This window comes from Rhodococcus sp. CH91, from assembly GCF_022554085.1.
Taxonomy (GTDB): domain Bacteria; phylum Actinomycetota; class Actinomycetes; order Mycobacteriales; family Mycobacteriaceae; genus Rhodococcus.
This window is the reverse complement of the sequence record NZ_JAKFYR010000005.1, coordinates 68974-94178: the sequence shown is the minus strand read 5'-3', so window position 1 is coordinate 94178 and position 25205 is coordinate 68974. Positions and strand designations below refer to the sequence as shown.

Sequence of the window (25205 nt, the reverse complement as noted above, 5' to 3'; positions counted from 1 at the left end):
GACCACGGCCCCCGAGTCGGGGACGTCGGGGGCCGTTCGTCTGTGTCGCGGGTGTTCCTCCGCGACGCGCTGTTACTGCTGCTGGTTCGCCGGGAGCTTCTCGAGTTCGGCTTCGATGGAATCGAGTGCGAGCAGAGCGGTTTCGTAGGTCGCTGCGCTGGAGTGCTTGACGGCGACGAGGTTGCCGGCCTTGACCGCGGGCAGTTCCTGCCACAGCGGCGAGGCGAACAGTTCTTCCAGCTCGGGAGTGAGCGATCCGTCGGCTTCCACGCCGTAGACGATCACGTCGGCATCGGAGAGGTTCTCGGGCAGCTGCTCGACCGAGAGGTACTCGGCGTGGACGTCCGCGGGATCGGCCGGCTCACCGGGGAAGTCGAAGCCGAGGTCGTCGAACAGGTTGGTGGTGTACGAGGACGCGTACTCGCGGCTGAATTCGCCGGGCTCGGTGCCGCAGACGCTGCACACGCCGGCGAACTTCAGTCCGCCGAGGGTGTCGGCGTACTTCTCGGAGATCTCGGCGGTGCGGGCCTCGTACTCCTTCTTGAACTCTCCGTAGGAGTCGCTGACGTTCGCGGCGTCCGCGTACTGCTCGCCGAGTTCGCGCCACTCACCGGGAACCGTGAGCCCGAGGAAGACGACGGGGGCGAGCGCCTCGAGCTTGGCCGTGTCGACCTGCTCCTGCACGCGGGCCGGGACACCCATGATGATGAGATCGGGATCGGCGGCGGCGACGGCCTCGTAGTTGATCTCGGACACCGAACCGTCCGGAGCCACCTTGGGCAGGGCCTCGTATGCGGCGAGGGTCTCCTCGTCCATGTTGTCGAGCTCGCGGCTCCACTCGCACACCGCGACGAGGTCGGCGCCCGCCTGGATGAGCGGGAGGGTCGCGTAGCCGCATGCGACGATCCGCTGCGGATCCGCCGGGATCTCGATGCTGCCGTTCTGCGCCTCGAAGGTGCGGGTCGCGGCCGACTCGGTTCCGCTCTCGGTGCCGCTGTCACCGTCACCGTCGCTCGAGCATCCCACCAATCCGACGGCCAGCAACGCTGCCGCGCCGAGCGCCAGAGCGCTCCGCGCGCGCTTCCGTTCCAGAACCCGCATCCTTGTTCTCCCAAATTCTTCGCCGGAACGCGTTGTCCCGGTCACGATTGGTTAGGCTAACCGAAAGCCGCCGCGCCGCCAAGAGCTTCGCGTCAGCCGAATTCCAGCGCGAAATCGTCGATCTCCGCCTGATCCAGATCGCCGAGCGTCAGGTCCGAGGGTGTGAACCCGCCGGCATCCTCGTGCGCGGAGTGCCGGGCCAGAGCCGCCAACGCGGCGATCCACTCGTCGGCGAGCGCTGCGACCGTGGCGCCGGAGACCAGCGCGGGGCTGTACCCGAACGTCCCGCGCAGAACCGGTGCATCACCGGAATCGTCGGTGAACACCCCGATCTCGACGGCATGAGCGACCGGCATGGCGGCCTCGGTCGCGCCCCCGAGCGCAGTGCTCTCCGGGGCACTCGACCAGGCCTGCCCCTCGGTCTCCCCGAGAGTGAACCGGCCGAGATAGTTGAACCCCACGTCGACGGTGCCGGCGGTCGCCAGTTCCGACCTTCCGACCGGATCGAGGTGCCGCAACATGCCGAAGCCGATTCCGCTGTCCGGGATTTCCCGCAACTGTTCCTTGACCCGTTTCAGCGCGTCACCGGCACTCGTGCCCCCGGCGTAGGCGTCGGCGATGTCGAGTCCACCGACCTCGAGCCGCACCGGATAGAGGGTCGTGAACCACCCCACGGTGCGGGACAGGTCCGCACCCGGCACCGCCTGCTCCTCACGGCCGTGCCCCTCGAGGTCGACCGCGACCGCACCCTCACCGCAGACCCGCGCCGAGGCCAGCGCCAGTGCGGTGAGCAGGACATCCTCGACCCCGGCGTGGAAACGCTCCGGGACGGTGGTCAGCAGGGCATCCGTGACATCGGCCGGGATCTCGACCTGCACTCTCTCGGTCTCCGCCATGGTGTGCCGCACCGGATCCGGCTCATCCGAGGCCACGCGCACACGACCCGCCGGAGAGAGGATCCGCCGCCACAGGGACAGTTCGGACCTGCGCGCCGGCGCTGCGTCGAGCAGTCCTCGGGCCCAGCGTCGCAGCGAGGTGGCCGCGCGGACCGGTGCCACACCGCCGACGGCCCCGGCGAGATCGGGCACCAGGATGCGCCACGAGACACCGTCCACGACGAGATGGTGCACGGCGACGAACACGCGTCCCGGAAGGCCGGACCCCGCATCGAAGAAGATCACACGAACGAGCACGCCCGAAGCGGGATCGAGTTCGGCATAAGCGGCGTCGGTCGCGGCGATCACCGCATCCTCGATGTCGGCCGACCCGGAGACGTCCACGCGGGTCACCACCTCGGCGGCATCGACGGCGCCGACCGGCCGGATGTCGAGTACTCGCGTCCGGTCGTCGAACATCGCCCGGAGCGCGTCGTGCGTGTCGAGCAGTGCCTGCACCCCCTCGGTCAGCGCGTCGAGGGTGAGTCCGGCGGGCGCGAGCAGCAGCCTCGACTGGGCGTACCGGGCGTAGGGCCCACCACGGTCGAGCATGTCGTGGACGATCGGCGTCGCGGGCACCTCACCGAGCGCGGCTTCCACGTCGACCGCGCCGGGACCGTCCTCGATCTCCGCGACGCGGGCGAGGCCCGCCGAGGTCCGGTGTTCGAAGACGTGCCGGGCGGTGAATCGGATCCCGGCCGCGCGCGCCGCGGACACCAGCTGGATCGAGACGATCGAATCGCCACCGAGAGCGAAGAAGTCGTCGTCGGGCCCGACCGCGTCGAGTCCGAGCACACGCGCCACCAGCTCACACAGACGTCCCTCGAGGCCGTCCGCGGGAAGCCGGCGCTCGGCGGTCGGCGCGAACACCGGTTCCGGCAGCGCCTTGCGGTCGATCTTGCCGTTGCGGGTGACCGGCAGTTCGTCGAGTACGACCGTCACGGCCGGAACCATGTAGTCGGGAAGCCGGTCCGCGACATATACCCGCAGTGTGTCCGGGTCCGCCGTCCCCGAGGCATAGGCGACGAGGCGTTTACGGCCCGGTTCGTCCTCACGGACCACGACGGCTGCGGCCGTCACCTCCGGATGTCCGCCGAGAACGGTCTCTATCTCCCCGAGTTCGATCCGGAAGCCGCGGATCTTCACCTGGTCGTCCGTCCGGCCGAGATAGTCGAGCACCGCACCGTCGGTCTCGGACACCCTCCAGCGCACCAGATCACCGGTGCGGTACAGACGCTCGCCGGCGGCACCGAAGGGATCGGCCACGAACCGTCCCGCAGTCTGTGCGAACCGCCCCAGATATCCGCGGGCGACGTGCGGGCCGCCGACGTACAGTTCGCCCGCCACTCCCGGCGGAACCTGCCTCAGGAAACGGTCGAGGACGTAGACCCGTCCGCCGGGGATCGGCGTTCCGATGTTCGGAGCGCTTCCCGGGGTGAGCACGGCACCGGTCGAATCGACGGTACATTCGGTGGGCCCGTACATGTTGTTCACGCGCACATCGGCATTCGCCGCCAGGTGTGACCACAGTTCGCCGGGGACCGCTTCCCCGCCGAGCACCATCGACTCGGGCCGGTGGGGAGCGTCCGGATCGAGGAGCCCTTCGGCGATCAACCGGGTGGCGAGCACCGGTCCGCAGTCGAGCGCGTCGATGCGGTGGTCGCGGACGTAGCGGACGATCTCACCGGCATCCGCCATGAGGTCTTCGGCGAGCACGTGGACGACATGGCCACCGAGCATCGCGAGCAGCGGCTCGATCGACGAGTCGAAGGCGAAGGTGTAGCTCAGCAGCACCGCGCGCCGTCGCGTCCCCGGATCACCGACGGTGCGGGTGCGCACCGTCTCCCACAGGTTCACCACGCCGCGGTGAGATACCGCCACGCCCTTGGGAGTGCCTGTCGAACCCGAGGTGTACACGATGTACGCGGTGTTGCCCGGCCGCACGATGGACGGGAGACCGGTCCCGGGCCGATCGTCCGCTGCGGCGAGGCGGTCGGCGTCGAGCACCGTGCTCACACCGGCATCACGGATCATGTACTCGTTGCGCTCGGCGGGCTGTTCCGGATCGAGTACCAGATAGGCCCCACCCGACTTCCAGACACCGAGGATCGCCGCGACCAATATCGCTTCCCGCGGAAGGCTCAGGCCCACCACGGTTTCCGGCCCCACACCGTTCGCGGCGAGATGGCGCGCGATGCGGTCCGACCACGCGTCGAGCTCGCCGAAGGTCATCCGCGCGGACGGTGTCACCAGCGCGATCTCGTCGCGGAACTGCTCCACGGTGGTCCCGAACAGTTCGGGCAGGCTGCCCGGCGCCTCCGGGCTCGGAGCCGGTGCGGCGCCCTCACCTGCGCCCAGCACTTCTCGTTCCGCCTCGGTGAGCAGATCGAGGTGCGAGAGCCTGGCCTCCGGGTCGGCGCACAGCGCCTCGAACGCGCGCACGACCCGCGCTGCGAAGGCGGCGGCGGACGACTCGTCGAACAGATCCCGCGCGTATTCCACCCGCACGCAGAGCTCGCCGCCGGCCTCCTCGATCACGTCGAAGGTGAGGTCGAACATGGCGGTGTCGTTCGCGACGAACGAGGGAGTCGGTGCGAGATCGTCGAATCCCGTGATCGCCGGCGGACTCTGGTACTGGACCATCACCTGGAACAGCGGGTGTCTCGCCGCACTGCGCTCGGGGTTGACGGTCTCCACCACGCGATCGAAGGGAACGTCCTGGTGCGAATAGGCGGCGACATCGCAGTCCTTGATGCGGCCCAGAAGTTCCCGCACGGTGGGATCACCCGACAGGTCGGTGCGCAGCACCACCATGTTGACGAAGAATCCCACGAGATCGTCGAGTTCCGGCGCGGGACGACCGGCCGTGGGCGACCCGAGCGGAATGTCCTCCCCCGCACCGCTGTGAGCGAGGGCGAGCGCCACCGCGGCGTGCACCATCATGAACATCGTGGTGCCGGTGGCGCGTGTCGTCTCACGGATTCCACTCGCGAGACCGGCCGGAATCCGGTGTTCGACACCGCCGCCCGCATAGGACGCCACCGCCGGGCGCGGGCGGTCGACGGGAAGATCGAGTTCTGCCGGGAGACCGTCGAGTTCTCGGCGCCAGAAGTCCAGTTGGCGGGCAACGAGAGACGATTCGTCGGCGGGATCGCCGAGGAGCTCGCGTTGCCAGATCGCGTAGTCGGCGTACTGCACCGGCAGCGGATCCGGATCGTGGAATCCGCCGCGCACGTGCGCCGAGTAGAAGCTGCCGAGATCCCGCAGCAGCAAGGGCGTGGACAGTTCGTCGCTGGCGATGTGGTGGGCGAGTACGAGCATGACGTGCTCGTCGGGCGCGATCGTGAACAGCCGGATACGCAGCGGTATCTCGCGTTCGAGGTCGAACGCGTGCCGCGCCTCGGAGTGCAGCCGGCCGGCGAGATCCTCCCGGTCGACGGACTCGGCCGCGAACGGCACGGCCGAGGGGTCGTGAGGCAGTACGCGCTGCATCCCGGCACCGTCGCGCTCGACGAGCACGGTCCGCAGGCTCTCGTGACGCACGAGAACATCGGAGACCGCGCGCCGCAGGGCATCCGGGTCGACGTGCCCGTGCAGCGTCACCGTGATCGGCACGTTGTAGGTGGGGCTCGGCCCTTCCATGCGGTACATGAACCACAGGCGTTGCTGCGCGTACGACATCGGCGCGAGTTCGGTGTCGCCGCGAGGAACGAGCAGGGGCCGCGCAGGACCGGCCGCGTCGGCACCACCGGACTGCTCGCAGTGGGCCGCGAGATCCACGACCTGCGGATTGTCGAAGATCGTGCGGATGGGCAGGTCGGCACCGAGTTCGTCCCGGATACGGGCGAGCAGTTTCGCCGCGCTGAGCGAATGGCCGCCGAGCGCGAAGAAGTCGTCGTCCGCGCCGACCGTCTCGAGCCCCAGGATGTCGGCGTAGATCCGGCACAGGGCCCGCTCGACATCGGTCTCGGCTGCACGGGACGAGACCAGTGACGCGAAGTCCGGCTCCGGCAGAGCTTTCCGATCGAGCTTGCCGTTGGAGGTCAGCGGCATCTCGTCGAGGACGACGAGTGCGGCGGGCACCATGTAGGCCGGCAGGAACTCCGAGACGATACGACGGGCCTCGGACGGCTCCGGGACGTCCTGCCCGACCAGATAGCCGACGAGTTGTGCGGCGCCCGAGGGATCGGTGCGCACCACGGTTGCGGCCCGGGCGACACCGGGAATGCGCAGGAGAGCGGTATCGATCTCCCCGAGTTCGATGCGGAACCCCCGGACCTTCACCTGGTTGTCGACGCGACCGCGGTACACGAGGCGACCGTCCTCGGTCCACTGCACGAGATCGCCGGTGCGATACAACCGCGCATAGGCACCCGAAGCTTCCGGGCAGAACGGATTCGCGACGAATCTCGTCGCGGTGAGCGCGGGCGCGTCGAGATAACCCCGGACGACACCCGGCCCGGCCACGTACAGCTCCCCCTCGGTTCCGGCCGGAACCGGCGCGAGTCCCGCGTCGAGGACGTAGACACGCAGATTGGCCACGGGCCGGCCCACGACGGGGGTCTCGGCATCGGCCACCTCCGCGACCAGCACATCGACACTGCACTCGGTGGGGCCGTAGAAGTTGAAGGCCGCACCCCGGCGTTCGCGCAGTCGTCTCCACAATCTCTCGGAGACCGCGTCACCGCCGAACCCGAGGGTGGGCACGGTGCCGTCCGGGAAGAGTCCGTCGTCGACGAACTGCTCGAGTTGGCTCGGCGAGAACTCGACGAAGTCCCATCCCTCGTCGAGTGCACGGCGTGCGAGCGCGACCGGATCGCGCTGCGTCGTCTCGTCGACGATGTCCACGGTGTGTCCGGCGAGCATCCACAGCAGCGGTTGCCACGACGCGTCGAAGGCCAGCGACCAGGCGAGTCCCAGCCGGACGGTGTCGCGGCCGGCCTCACGGGCCGCGCGGGTGAACACCTGTGCGCGGTGACTGTGGAACAGATTCACCAGGCCGCGATGGGGAACCACCACACCCTTGGGCCTGCCCGTGGAGCCCGAAGTGTGAATGACGTAGGCGATCGAATCGGCGGACAGCGGACCACGCTCCGAGGGGGCGAGCGGTGTGTCGGGCACGGCGTCGAGGTCGAGGTCTTCGAGCACGAGACGGCTCGGACCGCCCGCGACCTCGGCCACCCGGTCGTCGGTCACGCGCGCGGTGAGGACACAGGCCGGAGCGGTGGAGCCGAGGATGTGGGCGAGGCGTTCGAGAGGCTGGTCGACGTCGAGCGGAATGTAGGCGGCGCCGGTCTCGAGGACGGCGTGGATGGCGACCAGCGCGTCGACGGTGCGGGGCAACGCGAGCGCGACCCGCGCTTCCGGTCCGCGCAGGTCGAAGTGCGAGACGAGATACCGCGCCAGACGGTGGACCCGCGCACCGAACTGCGCGTAGCTGAGCGTCTCGCGGGCGTCCGCGGCCGCCGGGTCGTCGGGCGCGGCCTCGATCCGCATGCGCAGCAGGTCGACGAGTGTCAGGTCCGGATCGAACGGGATGTCCGGGCTGTGACTCCAGCGGTCGACGATCGTCCGCCGCTCCTCGTCGCCGATGATGGGCAGTTGTGCGAGCGGGGTGTGCGGATCCCGGTCCGCCACCGAGTTGAACAGCATGTCGAGGCGGTCGGCGTGGGCCTTCAGATCCACGTCGGTGTAGACGTCGGCGTCGGCGTCGACGAACACCTCGAGTCCGGCGCTGCCGTCGAGCGGACGGACCGTGACCATGAAATCCTGCAGCGGCCCTCGGGCCACCGAGTGCACCGAGGCGCGGATGTCCCCGAACCGGAGCGAGTCACCGAAGGGCTTGACGTTGACCGAGGGTCCGATGACGCCGCGTGACCCGGCCGGCAGGTGCAGATCGCGTTGGATGTCCTCGGTGCGATAACGGTAGTGCTTGCGGCACAGGGCCACTCCGTCCCGCACCTGTCCGACGAGATCCACGAGGCCGATCGATGCGGTGGGCCTCAGCCGCAGGGGGACGACGTTGACCGCGGTGACGGGTACCTTCAGGGCCGCCGACCCGAGGCGGTTCATCACGGGGAAGCCGAGAGTGACGTCCTCCTGCCCGGTCGCGCCGCGGAGATATGCCCCCACGAGAGCGGTGACCGCATCACCCCAGCTCGCCCCGGCCTCCTTGCCCAGCGCCACCAGCGCCCGGTGCCGATCGGCGTCGAGAGTGAACCGCACGGCACGGGATCGACGGGCGATGCCGCCGGGGCCGGGCCGCAAGGCGACGGCCTCGTCGACGTCCGCGAGGTACTCGCCCCAGAAGCGGCGATCGGTCTCGAAATCGGCGGAGCCACGATAGTCCGATTCCTCCCGTATCACCGGTTCGAGCGGATCGAACGGGGCGACACGGGGTTCCGTGCCGGCGACCAGTGCGGTGTACCGCTCGGCGATCCGCCTGTTGAACAGCGAGAAGCCGAAGGCGTCGAGGACGATGTGATGCGCCCGGAGGTAGACGACGACGTGATCGGCCGCCAGGCGCAGCAGGGCCGCCCGGACGCAGGGATCGACCGCCAGGTCGACGGGCCGGGCGAGGTCCCGGGTCATCCACTCGTGGGCGGCGGCCCAGGGGTCCGCGGCGTCCGTCAGGTCGACGGTCGGCGCCAGATCCAGCCCGCGCCCACCGGGAATCTGGACGACCGTACCGTCGGGCAGGGACTCGAACGCGGCGACCAGCACCTCGGCGTCGCCGGCGGCTCCGTATACCGCTGCTGCCAGCGCTTCCTCGTCGACCTCGCCCCGCAATTCGATGCACTCGGATGTGTTGAACAGCGGGTTGTCGGGGTCCAGCTGCTGGGCGAACCATACGCCCGTCTGGGCGCGCGACAGGGCGAGCCGTGAGGCGTCCGGGCCGGCAATGGGCACTGGAGATCCTCTTTCCTTCGGTCGAAACGATTGGGTCGGAACGGAATCCGCTCACCTGCGCACGACGGCGCCGAACGGAACAGTACCAAAGGTAAGCCTTACCGTATATGTTGCTCAGTGATCGCGTGTCCCGTTGGCGCAGTCGCCCAGCAGACCTCCACAACCGGAAGGTACGAGAATGCAAGTGCCGGTCGTCGGCGCAACCTCAACCGACCGGGCCGAACGGCCCGTCGCGCACCCCTTCGTCCTCTCACGCCCGCACGGCACCGTCGTCGCCGAAGGCGTCGCCGAGCAGTTCCGGTCCGCCTCCGACGCCGCGGACGCGCTTCGCGCCGGGCGGGTCCCCGCGATCGTCGGGGCGCTGCCGTTCGCTCCCGACCATCCCGCCGCGCTGACCGCACCACACCTCCTGCACCACTCCCCCGTTCCCTACGACCTACCGCCCGCCGAACTCCCGGCGATCACGATCGCCGGTGCGCTGCCCTCCGAAGACCAGCACGTCGACCGCGTCGAGACCGCGCTGCACCTGCTCCGCTCCGACGAGAGCGACCTGCTCAAGGTGGTGCTGGCCCGCGCGCTCGTGCTGCGCGCCGACCGCCCCGTCGAACCCCACGACCTGCTGGCGGCGCTCACACGTAACGACCCGTCGCGCAACGGTTTCGCCGTCGATCTCTCACCTGCCGGGGACGCCTGGTCGGGATACCGTCTCGTGGGTTCGAGCCCGGAGGTGCTGGTGCGGCGTCGCGGCGACCGGGTCACCGCACACCCGCTCGCCGGATCCGCTCCCCGCCACCGGGATCCCGAGATCGACCGCGCCACGGCCGACCGACTCGCCGCGTCGACGAAGAACCTCGCCGAGCATGCCCACGTGATCGACGCGATCCGCACGGCACTCGAACCGCTGTGCGCCGAGCTCGACATCCCCGAGCGTCCGTCGGTGACCGGCACGCGGCAACTGTGGCATCTCGGCACCCCCATCGAAGGACGGCTGCGCGATCCGGGCGTGACCGCACTCGACCTCGCTCTCGCGGTGCACCCCACTCCCGCGATCTGCGGCACGCCCACCGCGCTCGCCCGTGAACTCGTCCGCGACCTCGAAGGCGACCGGGGGTTCTATGCCGGCGCGCTCGGGTGGTGCGATGCAGACGGGGACGGCGAATGGATGGTGACCATCCGCTGCGCCGTCCTCGAACCCGACGGGCTCGGGCTGACCGCATATGCCGGCGGCGGTATCGTCGCCGATTCCGATCCTGCCGACGAACTCGCCGAGACCACCGTCAAGTTCGGCACCGTCCTCGACGCCCTGGGAGTCCTCCGTTGACCACGCCTGCATCACCGACCCCCGTCACCCTCGTCGTCGGGGCCGCGCAGGGCATCGGCCGCGCGACCGCCGAGACCCTCGCGCGCGGGGGTCACCGCCTCGTGCTCGCCGACCGCGATCCCGAAGGCCTGCGCAAGACCGCAGCGCTCCTGGACACGCCCGTCCCGGTCTACCCCGTCGACATCCGCGACAACGACGCCGTCGAGTACGTCGTCCACAGCATCGAGGCCGAGCACGGCCCGATCGCGCATCTCGCACACGTCGCGGGTGTCTTCACCACCGGATCGGTACTCGACTCGGATCCGCAGGACTGGCAGTACATCTTCGATGTCAACGTCACCGGAATGGTGTCGGTCCTGCGTGCGGTCGGGCGTGCCATGCGCGAACGCCGGTCGGGATCGATCGTCGTCGTCGGTTCCAACTCGGCGGGTGTCCCCCGCATGGACATGGGGGTCTACGGCTCGTCCAAGGCGGCCGCCACGATGATCGTCCGGGTGCTCGGACTCGAACTGGCGCGATACGGGATCCGGGCCAACGTCGTCGCTCCCGGTTCCACCGACACCGCGATGCAGCGGTCGCTGTGGACCGACCCGGACGACGACGCCGGCGTGCGGGGAGCCATCGAGGGGGATCTCTCCCAGTTCAAGGTCGGTATCCCGCTCGGCCGTATCGCCGACCCCGCCGACATCGCGGATGCCATCGAGTTCCTCCTCTCCGATCGCGCCCGCCACATCACCATGCAGGCGCTGTACGTCGACGGCGGCGCCACCCTCCGAGCCTGAACCCGCCCGATCGTCTCCGCCTCTTCCCGAAAGGATCCGTTCCGTGACAATCGGTCTCGCGCGCACTCCGCTCGCTGCCACCCCCCGCTACCCCGAGGAGTTCGCCGAGCGGTACCGCGCAGCCGGCTACTGGACGGACGAGACCTTCGGACAGTTCCTCCCTGCTCGCGCCGCCGACTTCGCCGAACGCACCGCTGTCGTCGGGAACGACGCCACGGGCACGCTGCGTCGCCTCACCTACGGCGAAGTCGACGACGCCGCATCCCGGATCGCCGGCGGGCTGGCGCAACTCGGGGTCGGGAAGGGAGATCGGGTCGTCCTGCAACTGCCGAACATCGTCGAGTACGTCGAGGTGCTCTTCGCGGTGTTCCGTCTCGGCGCCCTACCGGTCTTCGCCCTGCCCGCGCACCGAGCCTCGGAGATCGGTTACTTCTGCCGTTTCAGCGATGCCGCTGCCTACGTGATCGCCGCGGAGCACGGCGGGTTCGACTACCGCGTTCTCGCGCGGCAGATCACCGCGGAGACGGAACGCCCGCCCGCCGTCGTCGTGGCCGGGGACGCCGAGGAATTCGTTCCGCTCGCCTCGCTACGGGAGAACGATCCGGCCCCCATCGCGGAGAACGGCGCCGACACCGTTGCCTTCCTGCAGTTGTCGGGCGGTACGACCGGAACGCCCAAGCTCATCCCCCGCACCCACGCCGACTATCTGTATTCCGTGCGCGAGTCCGCCACGATCTGCGGGGTGGACGCCGACACCCGCATGCTGGTCGCCCTGCCCGCGGCCCACAACTTCCCGATGAGCTCTCCCGGGATCCTCGGCGTGCTGCACTCCGGTGGCACCGTCGTGCTCGCCCCCGATCCGAGCCCGGACACCGCGTTCGCGTTGATCGAGAGTGAGGGCATCACCATGGCCTCGCTCGTGCCGCCACTCGCACAGGCCTGGTTGTCGGCGCGGGCGCGCAGCGAACGGGATCTGTCGTCGCTCGCAGTACTGCAGGTGGGCGGCGCGAAGTTCCCCGCCGAGGCCGCCAAACGGGTCCGCCCGGAACTCGGCTGCACCCTGCAGCAGGTCTTCGGCATGGCCGAAGGACTGGTCAACTACACCCGTCTCGACGACGACGAGGACACCGTCGTCACCACCCAGGGCCGGCCGATCAGTCCGGACGACGAGATCCGGATCGTCGACGACGCAGGAGATCCCGTTCCCGTCGGCACGCCCGGGCACCTGCTCACCCGCGGTCCCTACACGATCCGCGGCTACTACAACGCACCCGAACACAATTCGACCGCGTTCACCGCCGACGGTTTCTACCGCACCGGCGACATCGTGCGTCTCACCGACCACGGTTACATCGTCGTCGAGGGCCGCGCGAAGGATCAGATCAACCGCGGGGGCGAGAAGATCGCCGCCGAGGAGGTGGAGAACCACCTGATCGCACACCCGGCGGTGCTCGACGCCGCGGTCGTGTCGATGCCCGACAAGTATCTCGGCGAACGGACGTGCGCCTTCGTCGTCACCGAGGGCGAGGCACCGAAAGCACTCGCACTCAAGACCTTTCTCCGGGAGCGGGGCCTGGCGGACTACAAGATCCCCGACAAGGTGCAGTTCGTCGACGCCTTCCCCGTCACGGGGGTGGGCAAGATCAGCCGGAACGAACTGCGGCGGGCTCTCGCTGCGACGCTGGAGAACTGACCTCGTCCTGCCCGAGCGGCCCGGCCCCGTGCCGTTCGGCGCGAGTGGCGAGGGCCGCGTACCTGCCACCGAGTGCGACGAGCTCGTCGTGCCGGCCGCGTTCGATGATCCGGCCGCGATCGAGCACCACGATCTCGTCGGCGTCGCGCACCGTGGACAGGCGGTGCGCGATGGTGATCGTCGTGCGGCCGGTGCGGGCCGCGTCGAGTGCCTGCTGGACGGCGCGTTCGGTGTCGTTGTCGAGCGCGCTCGTGGCCTCGTCGAGCACGAGGATGCGCGGATCGCGCAGCAGCGTGCGCGCGATCGCCATCCGTTGTTTCTCGCCGCCGGAGAAACGGTGCCCCCGGGCTCCGACGACCGTGTCGTATCCCTCGGGCAGCGAGACGATGAGGTCGTGGATGTGCGCTGCGCGCGCAGCGGCCTCGATCTCCTCGTCGCTCGCGTCGGGTTTCGCGTAGCGCAGGTTCTCGCGGACCGTCGCGTGGAGGAGATAGGTTTCCTGCGCCACCACGCCGACCAGTGCCGCGACGTCCGCGAGTCGCATGTCGCGCAGGTCGACACCGTCGATGCTCACGGATCCTCCGGTCGGGTCGTACAGTCGCGCCACCAGCGCGCCGAGGGTGCTCTTGCCGGAGCCCGTCTCCCCGACGAGAGCGATCTGCGCTCCGGCCGGAACGTCGAGGTCGATTCCGTCGAGCGCGTTCCGGTGTGCTCCCTCGTAGCGGAAGGTCACCTTCTCGAACCGCACCCGCCCCGCGACGTTCTCGGGATCCACTCGCGCGGGCTCCGCCGGATCGCCGATGTCCACGGGAAGATCGAGATACTCGAAGATCCGGCTGAACAGTGCCAGCGAACTGGTGACGGACACACCGACGTCGAGCAGGCTCATCAGCGGCCGGAACAACGCGCCCTGCAATCCGGTGAAGGCGACGAGCGTACCGATGGTCATGCCGCCGGAGGTGGCCGGTAGACCGGCGACGAGGTAGAGGACGGCAGGGATCGCCGAGAAGACGATGTTCATCGTGGCCATGCGCCAGCGACCGGACAACTGGGCGTGGACCTCGAGATCGGCGAGATCCTCCGACGTCCGCGCGAACTTGTCGGAGAGCACCGGACCGGTTCCGAGAGTCTTGACGAGCAGGATCCCGCTCACCGACAGCCCCTCGTCGATCTGGGACTGCATGTCGGCGAGCCTGCGCTGCTGGCGCGCTGTGACCGCCCGGCGCATCTGCGCGACGCGCCGGGTGAGCCAGATCGCGGGTGGCAGCACGATCAGCGAGAGCAGGGCGAGCCGCCAGCTCAGGACGGCCATCGCGACCGCTGTGCCGACGACGGTGGTGATATTGGCGGCGAGCGAGGTCGCCGTGTTGGTGACCACGGACTGCATACCGCCGATGTCGTTGGTCAGCCGCGACTGGATCTCCCCACCACGGGTACGGGTGAAGAAGCTCAGTGACTGCCGCTGCAGGTGGCTGAACACCTGGGTGCGCAGGCCGTGCATGACACGCTGGCCGACGGTCGTCGAGATCCACGTCTGCACGACGGAGAGCAGCGATCCGGCAACGGTGACGGCGAGCATGCCGCCGACAGCCCACAACAGCAGGCTCACGTTCTGGTGCGGGATGGCGTCGTCGATGACGGCGCGGACGAGGAAAGGGGTGGCCAGGGAGATCACCGACGAGGCGACGATGAGCGCGACGACCAGCGCGATCTTCCATCGGTAGGGAGCAAACAGGGCGCCGATGCGGCGCAGACTCACCGGCGATTCGCGGAGCTGTTCGAGATCCTTCTTGTCGATCTTGCCGCGGCGGCCCGGTCTGCCGCCTGGGCCGGGTGGGGGCTGCATCATGTGCGCCACCTCGATTCGTGATTCGTGAGTCGTACTTGTTGAGGTTGCCTCATTGAGAGGTAACCGTCAAGTGAGGTAGTCTGACGACATGCCCGACTCTCCCGTCGCACTGCGCGATCTGCTCATCACCACCACGCGCACGCTGCGGCGACGGTGGCACGGCATCCTGGCACCGTGGGATCTGTCGCCCCACGAACATCGGGCACTCGACGTGATCGGCCGGGCCGGCGAACCCATCCGCCTCGGCGTGGTGGCCCGGGCACTGCGCATCGCTCCCCGCTCGGCCACCGAGGTCGTCGACCGCCTCGAATCCCGGGGCCTGACCGAGCGGCTCCCCGACCCCGCCGATCGGCGCGCGGTGTGCGTCCGGCTCACCGAACTCGGACGCGAGACCCGCGCCGAACTCGAGTCCGCGCGCGATGCCCAGGCCGTCGAGGTCTTCGCGCGACTCGACTCCCACGAACGAGCCGAGCTCGCTCGCCTGCTGCACAAGCTCGTCGACGATCTGCCGCACTGATCTCCGCCTTCCAGGGATACTCACATTCCCGACGGCTGCGACGTCTACCTGTCGTAGTGTCCGGGCCGAAGCGTGGGCCGAATCGTGGAAGGAACACCCGTGACCGTCACACGATCCCTGCAGTCGCGCGTGGACGAACTCGCCTGGCCCGAGCTGGTGAGCGCACTCGACGCGAACGGTTGCGTGCAGACCGGTCCACTGTTGAGCAGCGACGAATGTTCGGCTCTCGCCGCCCTGTGGGACGACGAGACCCTCTTCCGCACCACGATCGACATGGGCCGCTACCGGTACGGACACGGCACGTACCGGTATTTCGGGCGGCCCGTCCCCGACCTCGCCACCCAGCTCCGCTCGGCGTTCTACCGGCACCTCCTCGGCACTGCGCGCTCCTGGGCCGAACGTCTCGGCGATCCCGCTCCCTGGCCCGACGACTTCGGCGACTGGCTCGGGATGTGCCATCGCGCCGGACAGACCGAGCCCACCCCTCTGATGCTGCGCTACACCGCCGGCGACTGGAACGCCCTGCACCGGGATCTCTACGGCGACCTCGTGTTCCCGCTGCAGGTCGTGATCGGCCTCGACCGGCCGGGCGTCGATCACACCGGCGGCGAGTTCCTCCTCGTCGAACAACGCCCCCGCGCACAGTCGCGTGGCACCGTCACGATGCTCGAGCGGGGTCACGCTCTGATCTTCACCACTCGTGACCGTCCGATCCGTTCGGCGCGGGGATGGTCCCGGGCACCCGTGCGTCACGGGGTGAGCACTGTCCGCTCCGGCCTACGGCGCACCCTCGGTCTCGTCCTGCACGATGCAGCCTGAGACCGGCACGGGGGGCCGGACGCGCGTCACCGTTCGAAGAAGCGTCGGGGATTGTCGACGAGCATCGTGGTGATCTGTTCGTCGGTCACACCCCGTTCGCGCAGGGCCGGCAGCACATCGTCGCTGATGTGGTTGTAGTTCCAGTTGGGCACGGCCGCCTGCTTCACATCGTGGGGGAACCAGTCGATGAAGCACGACGCGTCGTGCGAGAGCACCATCCGCTCGGTGTAACCGTGCTCCACCAGGGCCGCCACGGTGTCGACGCGCTGCTCGAACGGCAGCAGCAGGTCGAGCCCGAAACGGTCCATTCCCAGAATCGATCCGGCGTCGGCGATCCGGCGCAGATGGTCCAGATCGGTCGAGTCGCCGCTGTGCCCGATCACCACCTTGGTGAGGTCCACGCCTTCCTCCGCGAGCACTCGTTGCGCCACCTCTCCCGAGCCGGTGTGCGGGTTCGTGTGCACAGTGATCGGCACTCCGGTCTCGACGTGCGCCTGCCCCACCGCCCGCATCACCCGCTCGACCCCCGGTGTCAATCCTGGAACTTCGATGGCGCACTTGAGCATTCCGGCGCGCACTCCCGTACCGGCGATCCCCTCCCGGATGTCCTTCACGAACAGCTCGGTGAGCGGCTCCGGACCGTCGACGAGCAGTCCCGGCCCGACGTTGTGGAATTGGAACGGCAGGTCGTTGTAGGTGTACAGGCCGGTCGCGACCACGATGGCGAGGTCGGTCCGCTCCGCGACGCGCTGGATCCGCGGGATGTATCGCCCCAGACCCACCACCGTCGGATCGACGATCGTGTCGATGCCTCGCTCGGAGAGCGCCTGCAATTTCTCGACGGCATCCTCGACACGTTCGTCCTCGTCCCACGCGCTCGGATAGTCGGGGAAGTTGCTGCGGATCTCCTCGCCGAGCACGAAGACGTGCTCGTGCAGGAGGACTCTGCCCAGACGGCTCGTCTCGAGGGGGCCGCGCACGGTATCGACGGAAGTCATGTCCGCAGACGTTAGGCCACTGCCCGCGGTGTGCGAGCAGGTTTCGCGAACCGGGAGAATCTCACCCTCGGAGGGCTTCCTGGTAGCGGCGCATCCCCCGCAACCAGCGGTCGTAGTCGGCGCCCTTGCTCCGGTACATCTCGAGGACTTCCGGATGCGGAAGGATCAGGAAGTGCTCCTCCTCCATCGCCGCGAACACCGTCTCCGCGACGTCCGACGGTTCGAGGACCGGGCCTGCGGTCGTGACGGCACGAGTGGCGAGTTCGCCGAGGGCGTGGCCGGATTCGTCTCCCGCATACAGCAGCGCCGTGTTCACGCCCATCGGGCACAGACAGCTCACCCGCACCCCCTGGTCGCCGTAGGTCACCGACAGCCATTCGGCGAACCCCACCGCAGCGTGCTTGGTGACCGAATAGGTGGCCGAGCCGAGTTGCGTCAGCAGTCCCGCCGCCGAGGCGGTGCTGACGAAATATCCCTCGCCCCGCTCGACCCAGCGCGGCACCAGCAGCCGTGCCGCACGAATGTGCGCGCGGAGGTTGACGTCCAGGGATTGCTCCCACACCGAATCCTCGACATCGAGACCGGGCAGGCCCGTCACGCCGGCGTTCGCGAAGTACAGATCGACGGGACCGAACTCCGCTTCGGCACGCTCGACGAGACCACGGATGTGTTCTTCGTCGGAGACATCGGCGGCCACCGCGACCGCGCTCCCCGGCACCTTCTGCACGAGCGCCCCGACGACCTCCTGTGCCGCCTGCTCATCGAGGTCGGCGACCACCACTCGTGCACCCCGTTCGACGAGTCCGGCAGCGAGAGCACCGCCGATACCACCGCCTCCGCCCGTCACGACGGCCACTCTGCCTTGGACCTTCACCGTTTCCACCTCCGCATCCGCCGATCCGCCGCACCCTACGGCACAGTGGGGGTATCGACCCGTTTCCGCATCCACCCACACCTACGGAAGGCCGAGCATCAGAGATGGACCACCTGTTCTCCGTCTCCCGTCCCCGGCGCACGATCGCGCCGGGTGCAGTACACATACCCGGCTGGCTCTCCACGAATCGGCAACGCGAACTCGTCGAACAGTGCCGCGAGTGGGCTCGTCCCCCCGCCCCGATGCGCCGGACCGCCCTGCCCGGAGGTGGACGGATGTCGGTGAGCACGGTGTGCCTCGGATGGCACTGGTCGCCTTATCGCTACACCCGCACCGCCGTGGACGTCGACGACGCCCCCGTTCCACCTGTCTCCCCCACGCTCGTGGACCTCGGGCGCCGTGCCGTCACAGATGCCTACGACGACCCCGCGGCCGGGCGGGCGTACGAACCCGACACCGCGCTGATCAATTTCTACGACCCCGCTGCGCGGATGGGGATGCACCGGGACAAGGACGAGCGGGTGAACGCCCCGATCGTGTCGATCAGCCTCGGGGATGCGTGTCTGTTCCGGTTCGGGAACACCGAATCGCGGGGGCGACCGTACACCGACGTGCGCCTCGAATCCGGTGATCTGTTCGTCTTCGGTGGCCCGTCGCGGTTCGCCTTCCACGGGGTGCCGCTGATCCACCCCGGTACCGGGAATGCGGAGTGCGGGCTGACCGGAGGCCGCCTGAACATCACCTTGCGAACCACCGGACTGACCTAGCGGCCCGCGAGAATCGGGGGCGAAGTCCCGGTTGTATCGTCGGGGCATGAGCGTCGACTCCCCGGTCCCACACCTCCCGGCCTCCGGCGACGATCCTCTCGCACTCGATCGTCAGGTGTGCTTCGCTCTCGCGGTGGCGAATCGCGCGGTGCTCGCGGTCTACCGGCCCATCCTCGACAAGCTGGGACTGACCCATCCGCAGTATCTGGTGATGCTCGCCCTGTGGGAGCATTCGCCGCTGACGAGCAAGCAACTCGGCCGGTTGCTCCAGCTCGACTCGCCCACTCTGTCGCCCCTGCTCAAGCGGCTCGAAGCATTGGGACTGCTCACCCGGCGACGCAGCGCTGCCGACGAACGACAGTTGGTCGTCGAACTCACCGACGCCGGCCACGCATTGCGCAGCGAGGCCGAGTCGGTGCCCGGGCAGGTGGTCGACGCGCTGGGTGTCGAACTCGACGAGCTCGAGAACCTGCATGCCGTGCTCGTGCGGGTGAACGCGGCAGCGCTGAAGGCCGGGGCGCTCTGAACCAGCGCCCCGGGCCGCGTCAGCGATGCGCGAGCAGCGGGACCGATGCCTCGCCCGTGTACACGAGGAACGTGAACGACTCCTGGAAGTACAGGTTCACGGTCTCGCTGTCGTGCGAGAGATATCCGATCGACAGATCCTGACCGACCTGCAGGTCGTAGTCGCCACCGCGAGTGGTCAGCACGAAGGCGCCGTCGATCGCGGGTGCCCAGATGATGTCGCCGTCGATGAGGCGGCGCAGCTGCTCACGGATCGGGTAGCCGTGATCGGATGTCTCGCTGACCTTCGTGAACTCGTCGGCGCCGAGCAGGATCGAGTACGGGCCTCCGACACCGGCGAGGCGCAGTTGCGACAGCGCCTGGCTGATGACCTCGGGGACGTCGCGGGGGTCCTCGGGCAATTGCAGGGACATGTTCGACGACGACGCGCGGATCCCCTCGATGCCGGCCGCCGCGTAACCCTCGAAGATCGCGCGGTCCTCGGCGAAAGCGATCTGACGGGCCGCCTCCTTGACCGGATCGAGATCGATGTCGTGGGCGCCGCGCTCGACGTTGTCGATCTCCTCACGCGACAGGCTGAACGGCACGCGCAGTTCGACGACCGGCGCGACGCGGTGCTGGCGTGCCCGGACTCCGGGAGCCGGGGATTCGATCTCGCGGGTGCGACCGAGACCCACCGCCGCGAAATCTGTGCCGTGCGGACCGGAGAAGTCGACGACGGTGCGTCCTGCGACGTGTCGCTTGAAGGTGCGCGCCGCCTCTTCCTCGATTTCGGCCCAGGCCGCCTCGGAAATCGGGGCGAGGTCGCGGTACAGATTGTTCACAGCGTCGAACTCCTTCGCAGAGCGCCTATTCCGAGTGACCCGTCGCCGGCCTCCCGGCCGGTGGGCGAGACAGCCGAATCTTCGTGGGAGGGTGTACCCGCCGGTGAGGGCGGAAGATCTTCGAGGAACTCCAGCGACGGGCAGAAGAACAGCGAGCCCGTCACCGCGGTCGAGAAGTCCAGGATGCGATCGGTGTTGCCCGGGGGATCACCCAGGAACATGTTGCGCAGCATCTGCTCGGTCACCTCCGGGGTGGCCGAATAACCGATGAAGTAGGTGCCGAATTCGTCGGCCCCGAAGCTGCCGAACGGCATGTTCGCGCGCACGATCTGTCGCTCGGCCCCGTTCTCGTCGACGACCACGTTCAGCGCGACATGCGAATTCGCGGGCTTCGCTTCGTCGTCGAGCTCGATGTCGTCGAGCTTCGTCCGGCCGATCGCCCGTTCCTGTTCCTCGACGGACAGTGCGTTCCACGACGCCAGGTCGTGCAGGTACTTCTGGACGATGACGTAGCTTCCACCCGCGAAGTCCGGGTCGTCGTCCCCGACCAGCGCCGCTTCGACAGCTTCCTCGTCCTCGGGGTTCTCGGTGCCGTCGACGAAGCCGAGCAGGTCGCGGCGCTCGAAGTAGCGGAAACCGTGCGTCTCGTCGACGACCGTCGACGAACCGCGCAGACGATCGTTGATCTTCGCGGCGAGTTCGAAGCACAGGTCCATCGTCGAGGCACGCAGATGGAACAGCAGGTCGCCGGGAGTCGAGGGAGCCCGATGCCGGCCGCCGTCGAGCGGGACGAAGGGATGCAGTTCTGCGGGACGGGGACCGGCGAACAATCGATCCCACAGAGCGGAACCGATGCCCGTGACGACGGACAGACCACCCGACGGGATGCGGAAGCCGACCGAGCGGCGCAAGCCCGAAAGGTCTTCGAGGAGATCACGGACGACGTCCTCGGCTCCCTCGTCGACCGTGACGACGAGGAAGATCGCCGCTTCGGTGAGCGGGGTCAGTATCGGTTGTGCGCGCGCCACGCGTTCACGGTAGTTCACCGGGACGGACAGGGGCAGATGCGCCGCGCCGTCAGGGCAGCATCCACGACAGCACCGAGGTGGATTGCAACCACACCAGCAGGGCCAGCACCACCACACCGGCGATACTCAGCGGCCAGATCCTGCGCAGGAGCAGACCGTCCTTGCCCGACAGTCCCTTCACCGACGACACCAGTGCGAGATTCTGCAGCGCGATCGGAGTGCCGGTGGTGCCGCCGGCCATGTTGCCGGCGACCAGGACGGTGGGGTCGAGGCCGGACTGCTCGGCAGCGGCCACCTGCAGGCTCCCGAACATCGCGTTGGATGCGGTGTTCGAGCCCGTCACCACCACACCGAGCCAGCCGAGGACCGGCGACAGCAGTGCGAAGGCCACCCCCGCGCCGGCGAGGAATCCGCCGATCGTGGCCGTCTGCCCCGACAGGTTCATGACGTACGCCAGGGCGAGGACCGCGGTCACCGTCGCGAACGACCACCGCAACTGCATCACGGCCGCGACCAGGCACCGCATCGCGTCCCCGGCGGCGACCTTCAGAACGGGCATCGACAGCAGCGCCGCGAAGAACACGAGGGTGCCCGGTGCCGTCAGCAGATCCAGCGTGAACGTCTCCGCGGCAGGAACGGCGCCCTCGGCGGTTCTCACGTCCACCCCCGGCCAGGTGAAGGACAGACTCGCGTTCGACAACAGGGAGGCGACGGGACCGGACCGGCTGACGAGGAACACGACGACGATCAGCACGTACGGAGCGAAGGCCTCGGCGACGCGTCGGCGCGAGTCGTGGATCCGCGGAGCCGCGGCCTCCCGATCGTGCCCGGTTTCCCGGTCCGGGCCGGGCGAGGGGCGAAGTCTCGTCACCACCAGCAGCACGGCGAGACCGGCCGCGGCACCGGCGATATTGCTCAGACCCACCGTGAGGTAACTCGCGCACACGAACTGGGCGGCAGCGAAGGCGAGGCCGACGGGGAAGGCCACGATCCACGTCTCCCGGACTCCGCGCCATCCGCCGACCACCGCGACCAGCACGAGCGGCACGAACACCGCGAGCAGGCAGACCTGCCGCGCGACGACCGGACCGATCTCGTCGATCGGGATCTCGGACACACGGGACATGGTGAGGATCGGAGTGCCCATCACACCGAGCGGAGTGACGACGGAATTGGCGAGCAGCGACGCCGCAGCGGCACGGACCGGCGGCAGTCCCGCCCCGATGAGGACCACCGTCGCGACGACGATCGGAGTGCCGAACCCCGCGACCGCCTCGAGCAACGCGCCGAACAGGAACGCGATGACGATCGTCAGGATGCGGGGGTCCGGGGAGATCCGCCCGAACGCCCGGGTGAGCACGTCGAAGTGCCCGGATTCCACGGTGAGCCGGTACACCCAGACGGCACCGACCACCGTCCACATGATCGGGAAGAGGCCGAACACCGCGCCTTCGGCACCTGCGCTGAGCGCCGAACCGAACGGCATGCCGTAGACGGCGACGGCGACGGCGAGAGCCACCACGACGGCGATGCCCGCAGCGGAATGCGAGCGCAGCCGGAAACCGGCGAGCAGCACGAGCATGGTAAGCAGCGGCAGCACGGCCACCAGTGCCGACCACGCGAGTGAACCGCCGACCGGTGCGATCGGCTGGATGTAGGCGCCCGTCACCGCGTCATGCCCGGCGTGTCTCCACCGCGGTGCGGATCGCCTCGGCCGTGCCGTCGAGCACGGCGCGCCGGGGCGTCTGCCAGCGCGCACGGATCCCGAAGCCGTCACCTGCGGTGCGCGGCACGAGATGCAGATGGACGTGGAAGACTTCCTGCCCGGCGGCGACACCGTCGGCGAGGAACATGTTCACCCCGTCGATCGGCAGATCGCTCGCACGCATCGCCGTGGCGATCCGCTGACCCGCAGCGAAGACCTTCGCCCCGTCTTCCGGATCGAGTTGCGCCAAACCGGAAGCGTGCCGTTTCGGGATCACCAGCAGATGCCCCGGGGTGAACGGCCGGATGTCCATGAACGCGAGTACGTCCGGTTCGTCGAGTACGACGCTGGCCGGCGCCTGCCCGGCCACGATGGCGCAGAAGATGCAGTCCGTCACCGGGTCGCGGTCTCCTCGGGTTCCGCCGGCCCCTTGACGGATTCGAGCAGCCGCAGCAGTTCGCCCTGCACCGTCGGACGGTCGCGCACCGGATCGTCGCTGTGGGCGAGATACAGCATCGCTTCCTCGACGGCCGCCACGAGCAGATGCGCGAGCACCGACGTGCGGGTCGCACCGATCTCGTAGCTGCCGGGATCGAGAGTCGCGATCATGCGCTCGATCGCCTTCAGGGACGAATTCCGATGGGTCTCGCGCACATCCGCCCACCCCAGTACCGCGGGTGCCTCGATGAGCAGCAACCGCCGCGTCGCCGGGTCGTACACCGCGTCGAGTGACGCGAGCACCGCCTGGGTGAAGCCCTCCCACAGGTCGTCGACGGGTTCGGCGGGAGCCAGCGATTCCTCCGCGTCCCTCTGGATGCGCTCGACGACGCCGCGGAACAGATCGCGTTTGTCCGCGAAGTGGTGGTAGAGCGCCCCACGCGTCACCCCGGCCACCGAGACGATCTCCTCGGTGGCCGCTGCCGCGTATCCGTCCCGCAGGAATACTTCGAGCGCGGCGTCCAGCAACGCGGTACGCGTGCGCGCCGCATCCCGGACCCGACCCGAACTACCCGATTTCACCGACATTTCCTCTCCCCCTCCTGAGACCGCTACCCCCATCGAACAGTTCCCCCGGTAGCCGGTTCAGGATCTCTACAGGATCGGAGCCGGCGTGTACTTCGCCGCCTCGGGATACTGCGCGACGAGATCCTGCACCGCTGAGACGACCGCCTCGACCTGGGCCACGGCCGCCCCCGCGAAGACCTCCCGCTCGGCGAGTGCGGCGTCGAGCGCGGCTCGGTCGAGCGGAAGACGATCGTCGGCGGCAAGCCGGTCGAGCAGATCCGGCTCGCGTCCTTCCTCGCGCATCGCGAGCGCCACGGCCACCGCGTGCTCCTTGATGACCTCGTGCGCGGTTTCGCGGCCCACCCCCGCGCGCACGGCGGCCATGAGTACCTTGGTGGTCGCGAGGAACGGCAGGTACCGCACCAGTTCCTTCTCGATCACCGCCGGGTAGGCACCGAACTCGGCGAGCACCGTCAGGAAGGTCTCCATCTGCCCGTCGATCGCGAAGAAGGCATCGGGCAGGGCCACGCGCCGGACGACCGAGCAGAACACGTCGCCCTCGTTCCACTGCGCGCCGGCCAGCTCTGCGGCCATCGACGCGTATCCACGCAGCACGACCTGCAAACCGTCGACGCGCTCGCACGAGCGGGTGTTCATCTTGTGCGGCATGGCGGACGAACCGACCTGGCCGGGCTGGAAGCCCTCGGTGACGAGTTCGTGACCGGCCATCAGCCGGATGGTGTGGGCGAACGATGCCGGCCCGGCACCGACCTGCACGAGAGCGGAGAGCACATCGTGGTCGAGCGAGCGCGGGTAGACCTGGCCGACGCTCGTGAACACCTTCGAGAAACCGAGATGCTGCGCGACCTTCTCCTCGAGCTGGGCGAGCTTGGCGGCGTCGCCTCCGAGCAGGTCGAGCATGTCCTGCGCGGTGCCCATGGGCCCCTTGATCCCGCGCAGCGGGTACCGGGCGATCAGCTCGCGGACACGCTGCAGGGCGATGAGCAGTTCGTCGGCCGCGGACGCGAAACGCTTACCGAGCGTCGTGGCCTGTGCCGCGACGTTGTGCGAGCGTCCCGCCATGACGAGCGAGGCGTACTCGGTGGCGCGCTCGGCGAGTCGCGCGGCCACCGCGACACCGTGGGAGTGGACGTGCTCGAGCGACCGCAGGATCTGCAGTTGCTCGACGTTCTCCGTGAGGTCGCGGCTGGTCATGCCCTTGTGGACGTGCTCGTGACCGGCGAGAGCATTGAACTCTTCGATGCGGGCCTTGACGTCGTGCCGGGTGACGCGTTCGCGGGCCGCGATCGACTCGAGGTCGACCTGCTCGAGGACGCGTTCGTAGTCGGCGACGGCCTCTGCCGGTACGTCGATCCCGAGTTCGGCCTGAGCCCGCAGCACCGCGATCCACAACTGGCGCTCGAGCACGATCTTGTACTCCGGCGACCACAGATCCCTCAATTCGGGACTGGCGTAGCGGGTGGCGAGGACGTTCGGGATGTTGCTCACAGCAGTCGAGTTTACGGACCGTGCCCGTTCCCTGATCGTCCGAC

General features: G+C 68.8%; 18 protein-coding genes. 7 read left to right on the top strand and 11 right to left on the bottom strand.

What is annotated here, in order from left to right; translation table 11 throughout:
• Positions 1 to 72: 72 nt before the first annotated feature.
• The gene (locus MOM01_RS11615) at positions 73 to 1101 is read right to left on the bottom strand and encodes an ABC transporter substrate-binding protein (protein ID WP_241385591.1); all 1029 of its coding nucleotides are present in this window, start codon (positions 1099 to 1101) and stop codon (positions 73 to 75) included.
• 92 nt (positions 1102 to 1193) lie between these two features.
• Positions 1194 to 8945: a non-ribosomal peptide synthetase gene (locus MOM01_RS11610; protein WP_241385590.1), complete on the bottom strand. Its 7752-nt coding sequence runs from the start codon at positions 8943 to 8945 to the stop codon at positions 1194 to 1196.
• Positions 8946 to 9123: 178 nt separating this feature from the next.
• Here MOM01_RS11610 and MOM01_RS11605 point away from each other — a divergent pair, with 178 nt between their 5' ends.
• The 3 genes from MOM01_RS11605 to MOM01_RS11595 are packed head-to-tail and all read left to right on the top strand — an operon-like array spanning position 9124 to position 12741.
• Entirely contained in the window at positions 9124 to 10266 is a 1143-nt protein-coding gene (locus MOM01_RS11605; RefSeq protein WP_241385589.1) for an isochorismate synthase, read from the top strand.
• On the top strand, positions 10263 to 11048 hold the full coding sequence (locus tag MOM01_RS11600) for an SDR family oxidoreductase (RefSeq protein WP_241385588.1): 786 nt from the start codon (positions 10263 to 10265) through the stop codon (positions 11046 to 11048). Before MOM01_RS11605 ends, MOM01_RS11600 begins: the two co-directional genes overlap by 4 nt.
• A 43-nt stretch (positions 11049 to 11091) precedes the next feature.
• Positions 11092 to 12741 carry a (2,3-dihydroxybenzoyl)adenylate synthase gene (locus tag MOM01_RS11595; RefSeq protein WP_241385587.1) on the top strand — a complete coding sequence of 550 codons (1650 nt, stop codon included), beginning with the start codon at positions 11092 to 11094 and terminating at the stop codon, positions 12739 to 12741.
• On the opposite strand, the gene MOM01_RS11590 is transcribed toward MOM01_RS11595, so the two are convergent.
• Positions 12692 to 14590: an ABC transporter ATP-binding protein gene (locus tag MOM01_RS11590; protein WP_241385586.1), complete on the bottom strand. Its 1899-nt coding sequence runs from the start codon at positions 14588 to 14590 to the stop codon at positions 12692 to 12694. The genes MOM01_RS11595 and MOM01_RS11590 overlap by 50 nt on opposite strands.
• 88 nt (positions 14591 to 14678) lie before the next feature.
• Between MOM01_RS11590 and MOM01_RS11585 the strand changes: the two genes are divergently transcribed.
• Entirely contained in the window at positions 14679 to 15107 is a 429-nt protein-coding gene (locus MOM01_RS11585) for a MarR family winged helix-turn-helix transcriptional regulator (RefSeq protein WP_241385585.1), read from the top strand.
• Positions 15108 to 15206: 99 nt separating this feature from the next.
• Entirely contained in the window at positions 15207 to 15926 is a 720-nt protein-coding gene (locus MOM01_RS11580; RefSeq protein WP_241385584.1) for a 2OG-Fe(II) oxygenase, read from the top strand.
• Positions 15927 to 15952: 26 nt separating this feature from the next.
• On the opposite strand, the gene MOM01_RS11575 is transcribed toward MOM01_RS11580, so the two are convergent.
• Together MOM01_RS11575 and MOM01_RS11570 are read right to left on the bottom strand one after the other, a co-directional pair.
• On the bottom strand, positions 15953 to 16924 hold the full coding sequence (locus MOM01_RS11575) for a phosphotriesterase family protein (protein WP_241385583.1): 972 nt from the start codon (positions 16922 to 16924) through the stop codon (positions 15953 to 15955).
• Positions 16925 to 16985: 61 nt separating this feature from the next.
• Entirely contained in the window at positions 16986 to 17798 is an 813-nt protein-coding gene (locus tag MOM01_RS11570; RefSeq protein ID WP_241385582.1) for an SDR family oxidoreductase, read from the bottom strand.
• A gap of 104 nt (positions 17799 to 17902) precedes the next feature.
• On the opposite strand from MOM01_RS11570, the gene MOM01_RS11565 reads away from it, so the two are divergent.
• Together MOM01_RS11565 and MOM01_RS11560 are read left to right on the top strand one after the other, a co-directional pair.
• Positions 17903 to 18565: an alpha-ketoglutarate-dependent dioxygenase AlkB family protein gene (locus MOM01_RS11565; RefSeq protein ID WP_241385581.1), complete on the top strand. Its 663-nt coding sequence runs from the start codon at positions 17903 to 17905 to the stop codon at positions 18563 to 18565.
• Between the two features lie 46 nt (positions 18566 to 18611).
• Entirely contained in the window at positions 18612 to 19091 is a 480-nt protein-coding gene (locus MOM01_RS11560) for a MarR family winged helix-turn-helix transcriptional regulator (RefSeq protein WP_241385580.1), read from the top strand.
• Between the two features lie 19 nt (positions 19092 to 19110).
• Here the strand turns inward: MOM01_RS11560 and MOM01_RS11555 are convergent, their stop codons facing one another.
• The 6 genes from MOM01_RS11555 to purB form a co-directional block, all read right to left on the bottom strand.
• Entirely contained in the window at positions 19111 to 19914 is an 804-nt protein-coding gene (locus tag MOM01_RS11555; RefSeq protein ID WP_241385579.1) for a family 1 encapsulin nanocompartment shell protein, read from the bottom strand.
• Positions 19911 to 20942 carry a Dyp-type peroxidase gene (locus tag MOM01_RS11550; RefSeq protein ID WP_241385578.1) on the bottom strand — a complete coding sequence of 344 codons (1032 nt, stop codon included), beginning with the start codon at positions 20940 to 20942 and terminating at the stop codon, positions 19911 to 19913. Before MOM01_RS11550 ends, MOM01_RS11555 begins: the two co-directional genes overlap by 4 nt.
• A 49-nt stretch (positions 20943 to 20991) precedes the next feature.
• Complete coding sequence (locus MOM01_RS11545; RefSeq protein ID WP_241385577.1) at positions 20992 to 22611, bottom strand: L-lactate permease; 1620 nt, start codon at positions 22609 to 22611, stop codon at positions 20992 to 20994.
• 4 nt (positions 22612 to 22615) lie between these two features.
• Positions 22616 to 23044, bottom strand: coding sequence for an HIT family protein (locus MOM01_RS11540; RefSeq protein ID WP_241385576.1), 429 nt, complete (start codon positions 23042 to 23044; stop codon positions 22616 to 22618).
• Positions 23041 to 23673: a TetR/AcrR family transcriptional regulator gene (locus MOM01_RS11535; RefSeq protein WP_241385575.1), complete on the bottom strand. Its 633-nt coding sequence runs from the start codon at positions 23671 to 23673 to the stop codon at positions 23041 to 23043. Before MOM01_RS11535 ends, MOM01_RS11540 begins: the two co-directional genes overlap by 4 nt.
• Positions 23674 to 23739: 66 nt before the next feature.
• Positions 23740 to 25161 carry an adenylosuccinate lyase gene (gene purB / locus MOM01_RS11530; protein WP_241385574.1) on the bottom strand — a complete coding sequence of 474 codons (1422 nt, stop codon included), beginning with the start codon at positions 25159 to 25161 and terminating at the stop codon, positions 23740 to 23742.
• Positions 25162 to 25205: the final 44 nt, after the last annotated feature.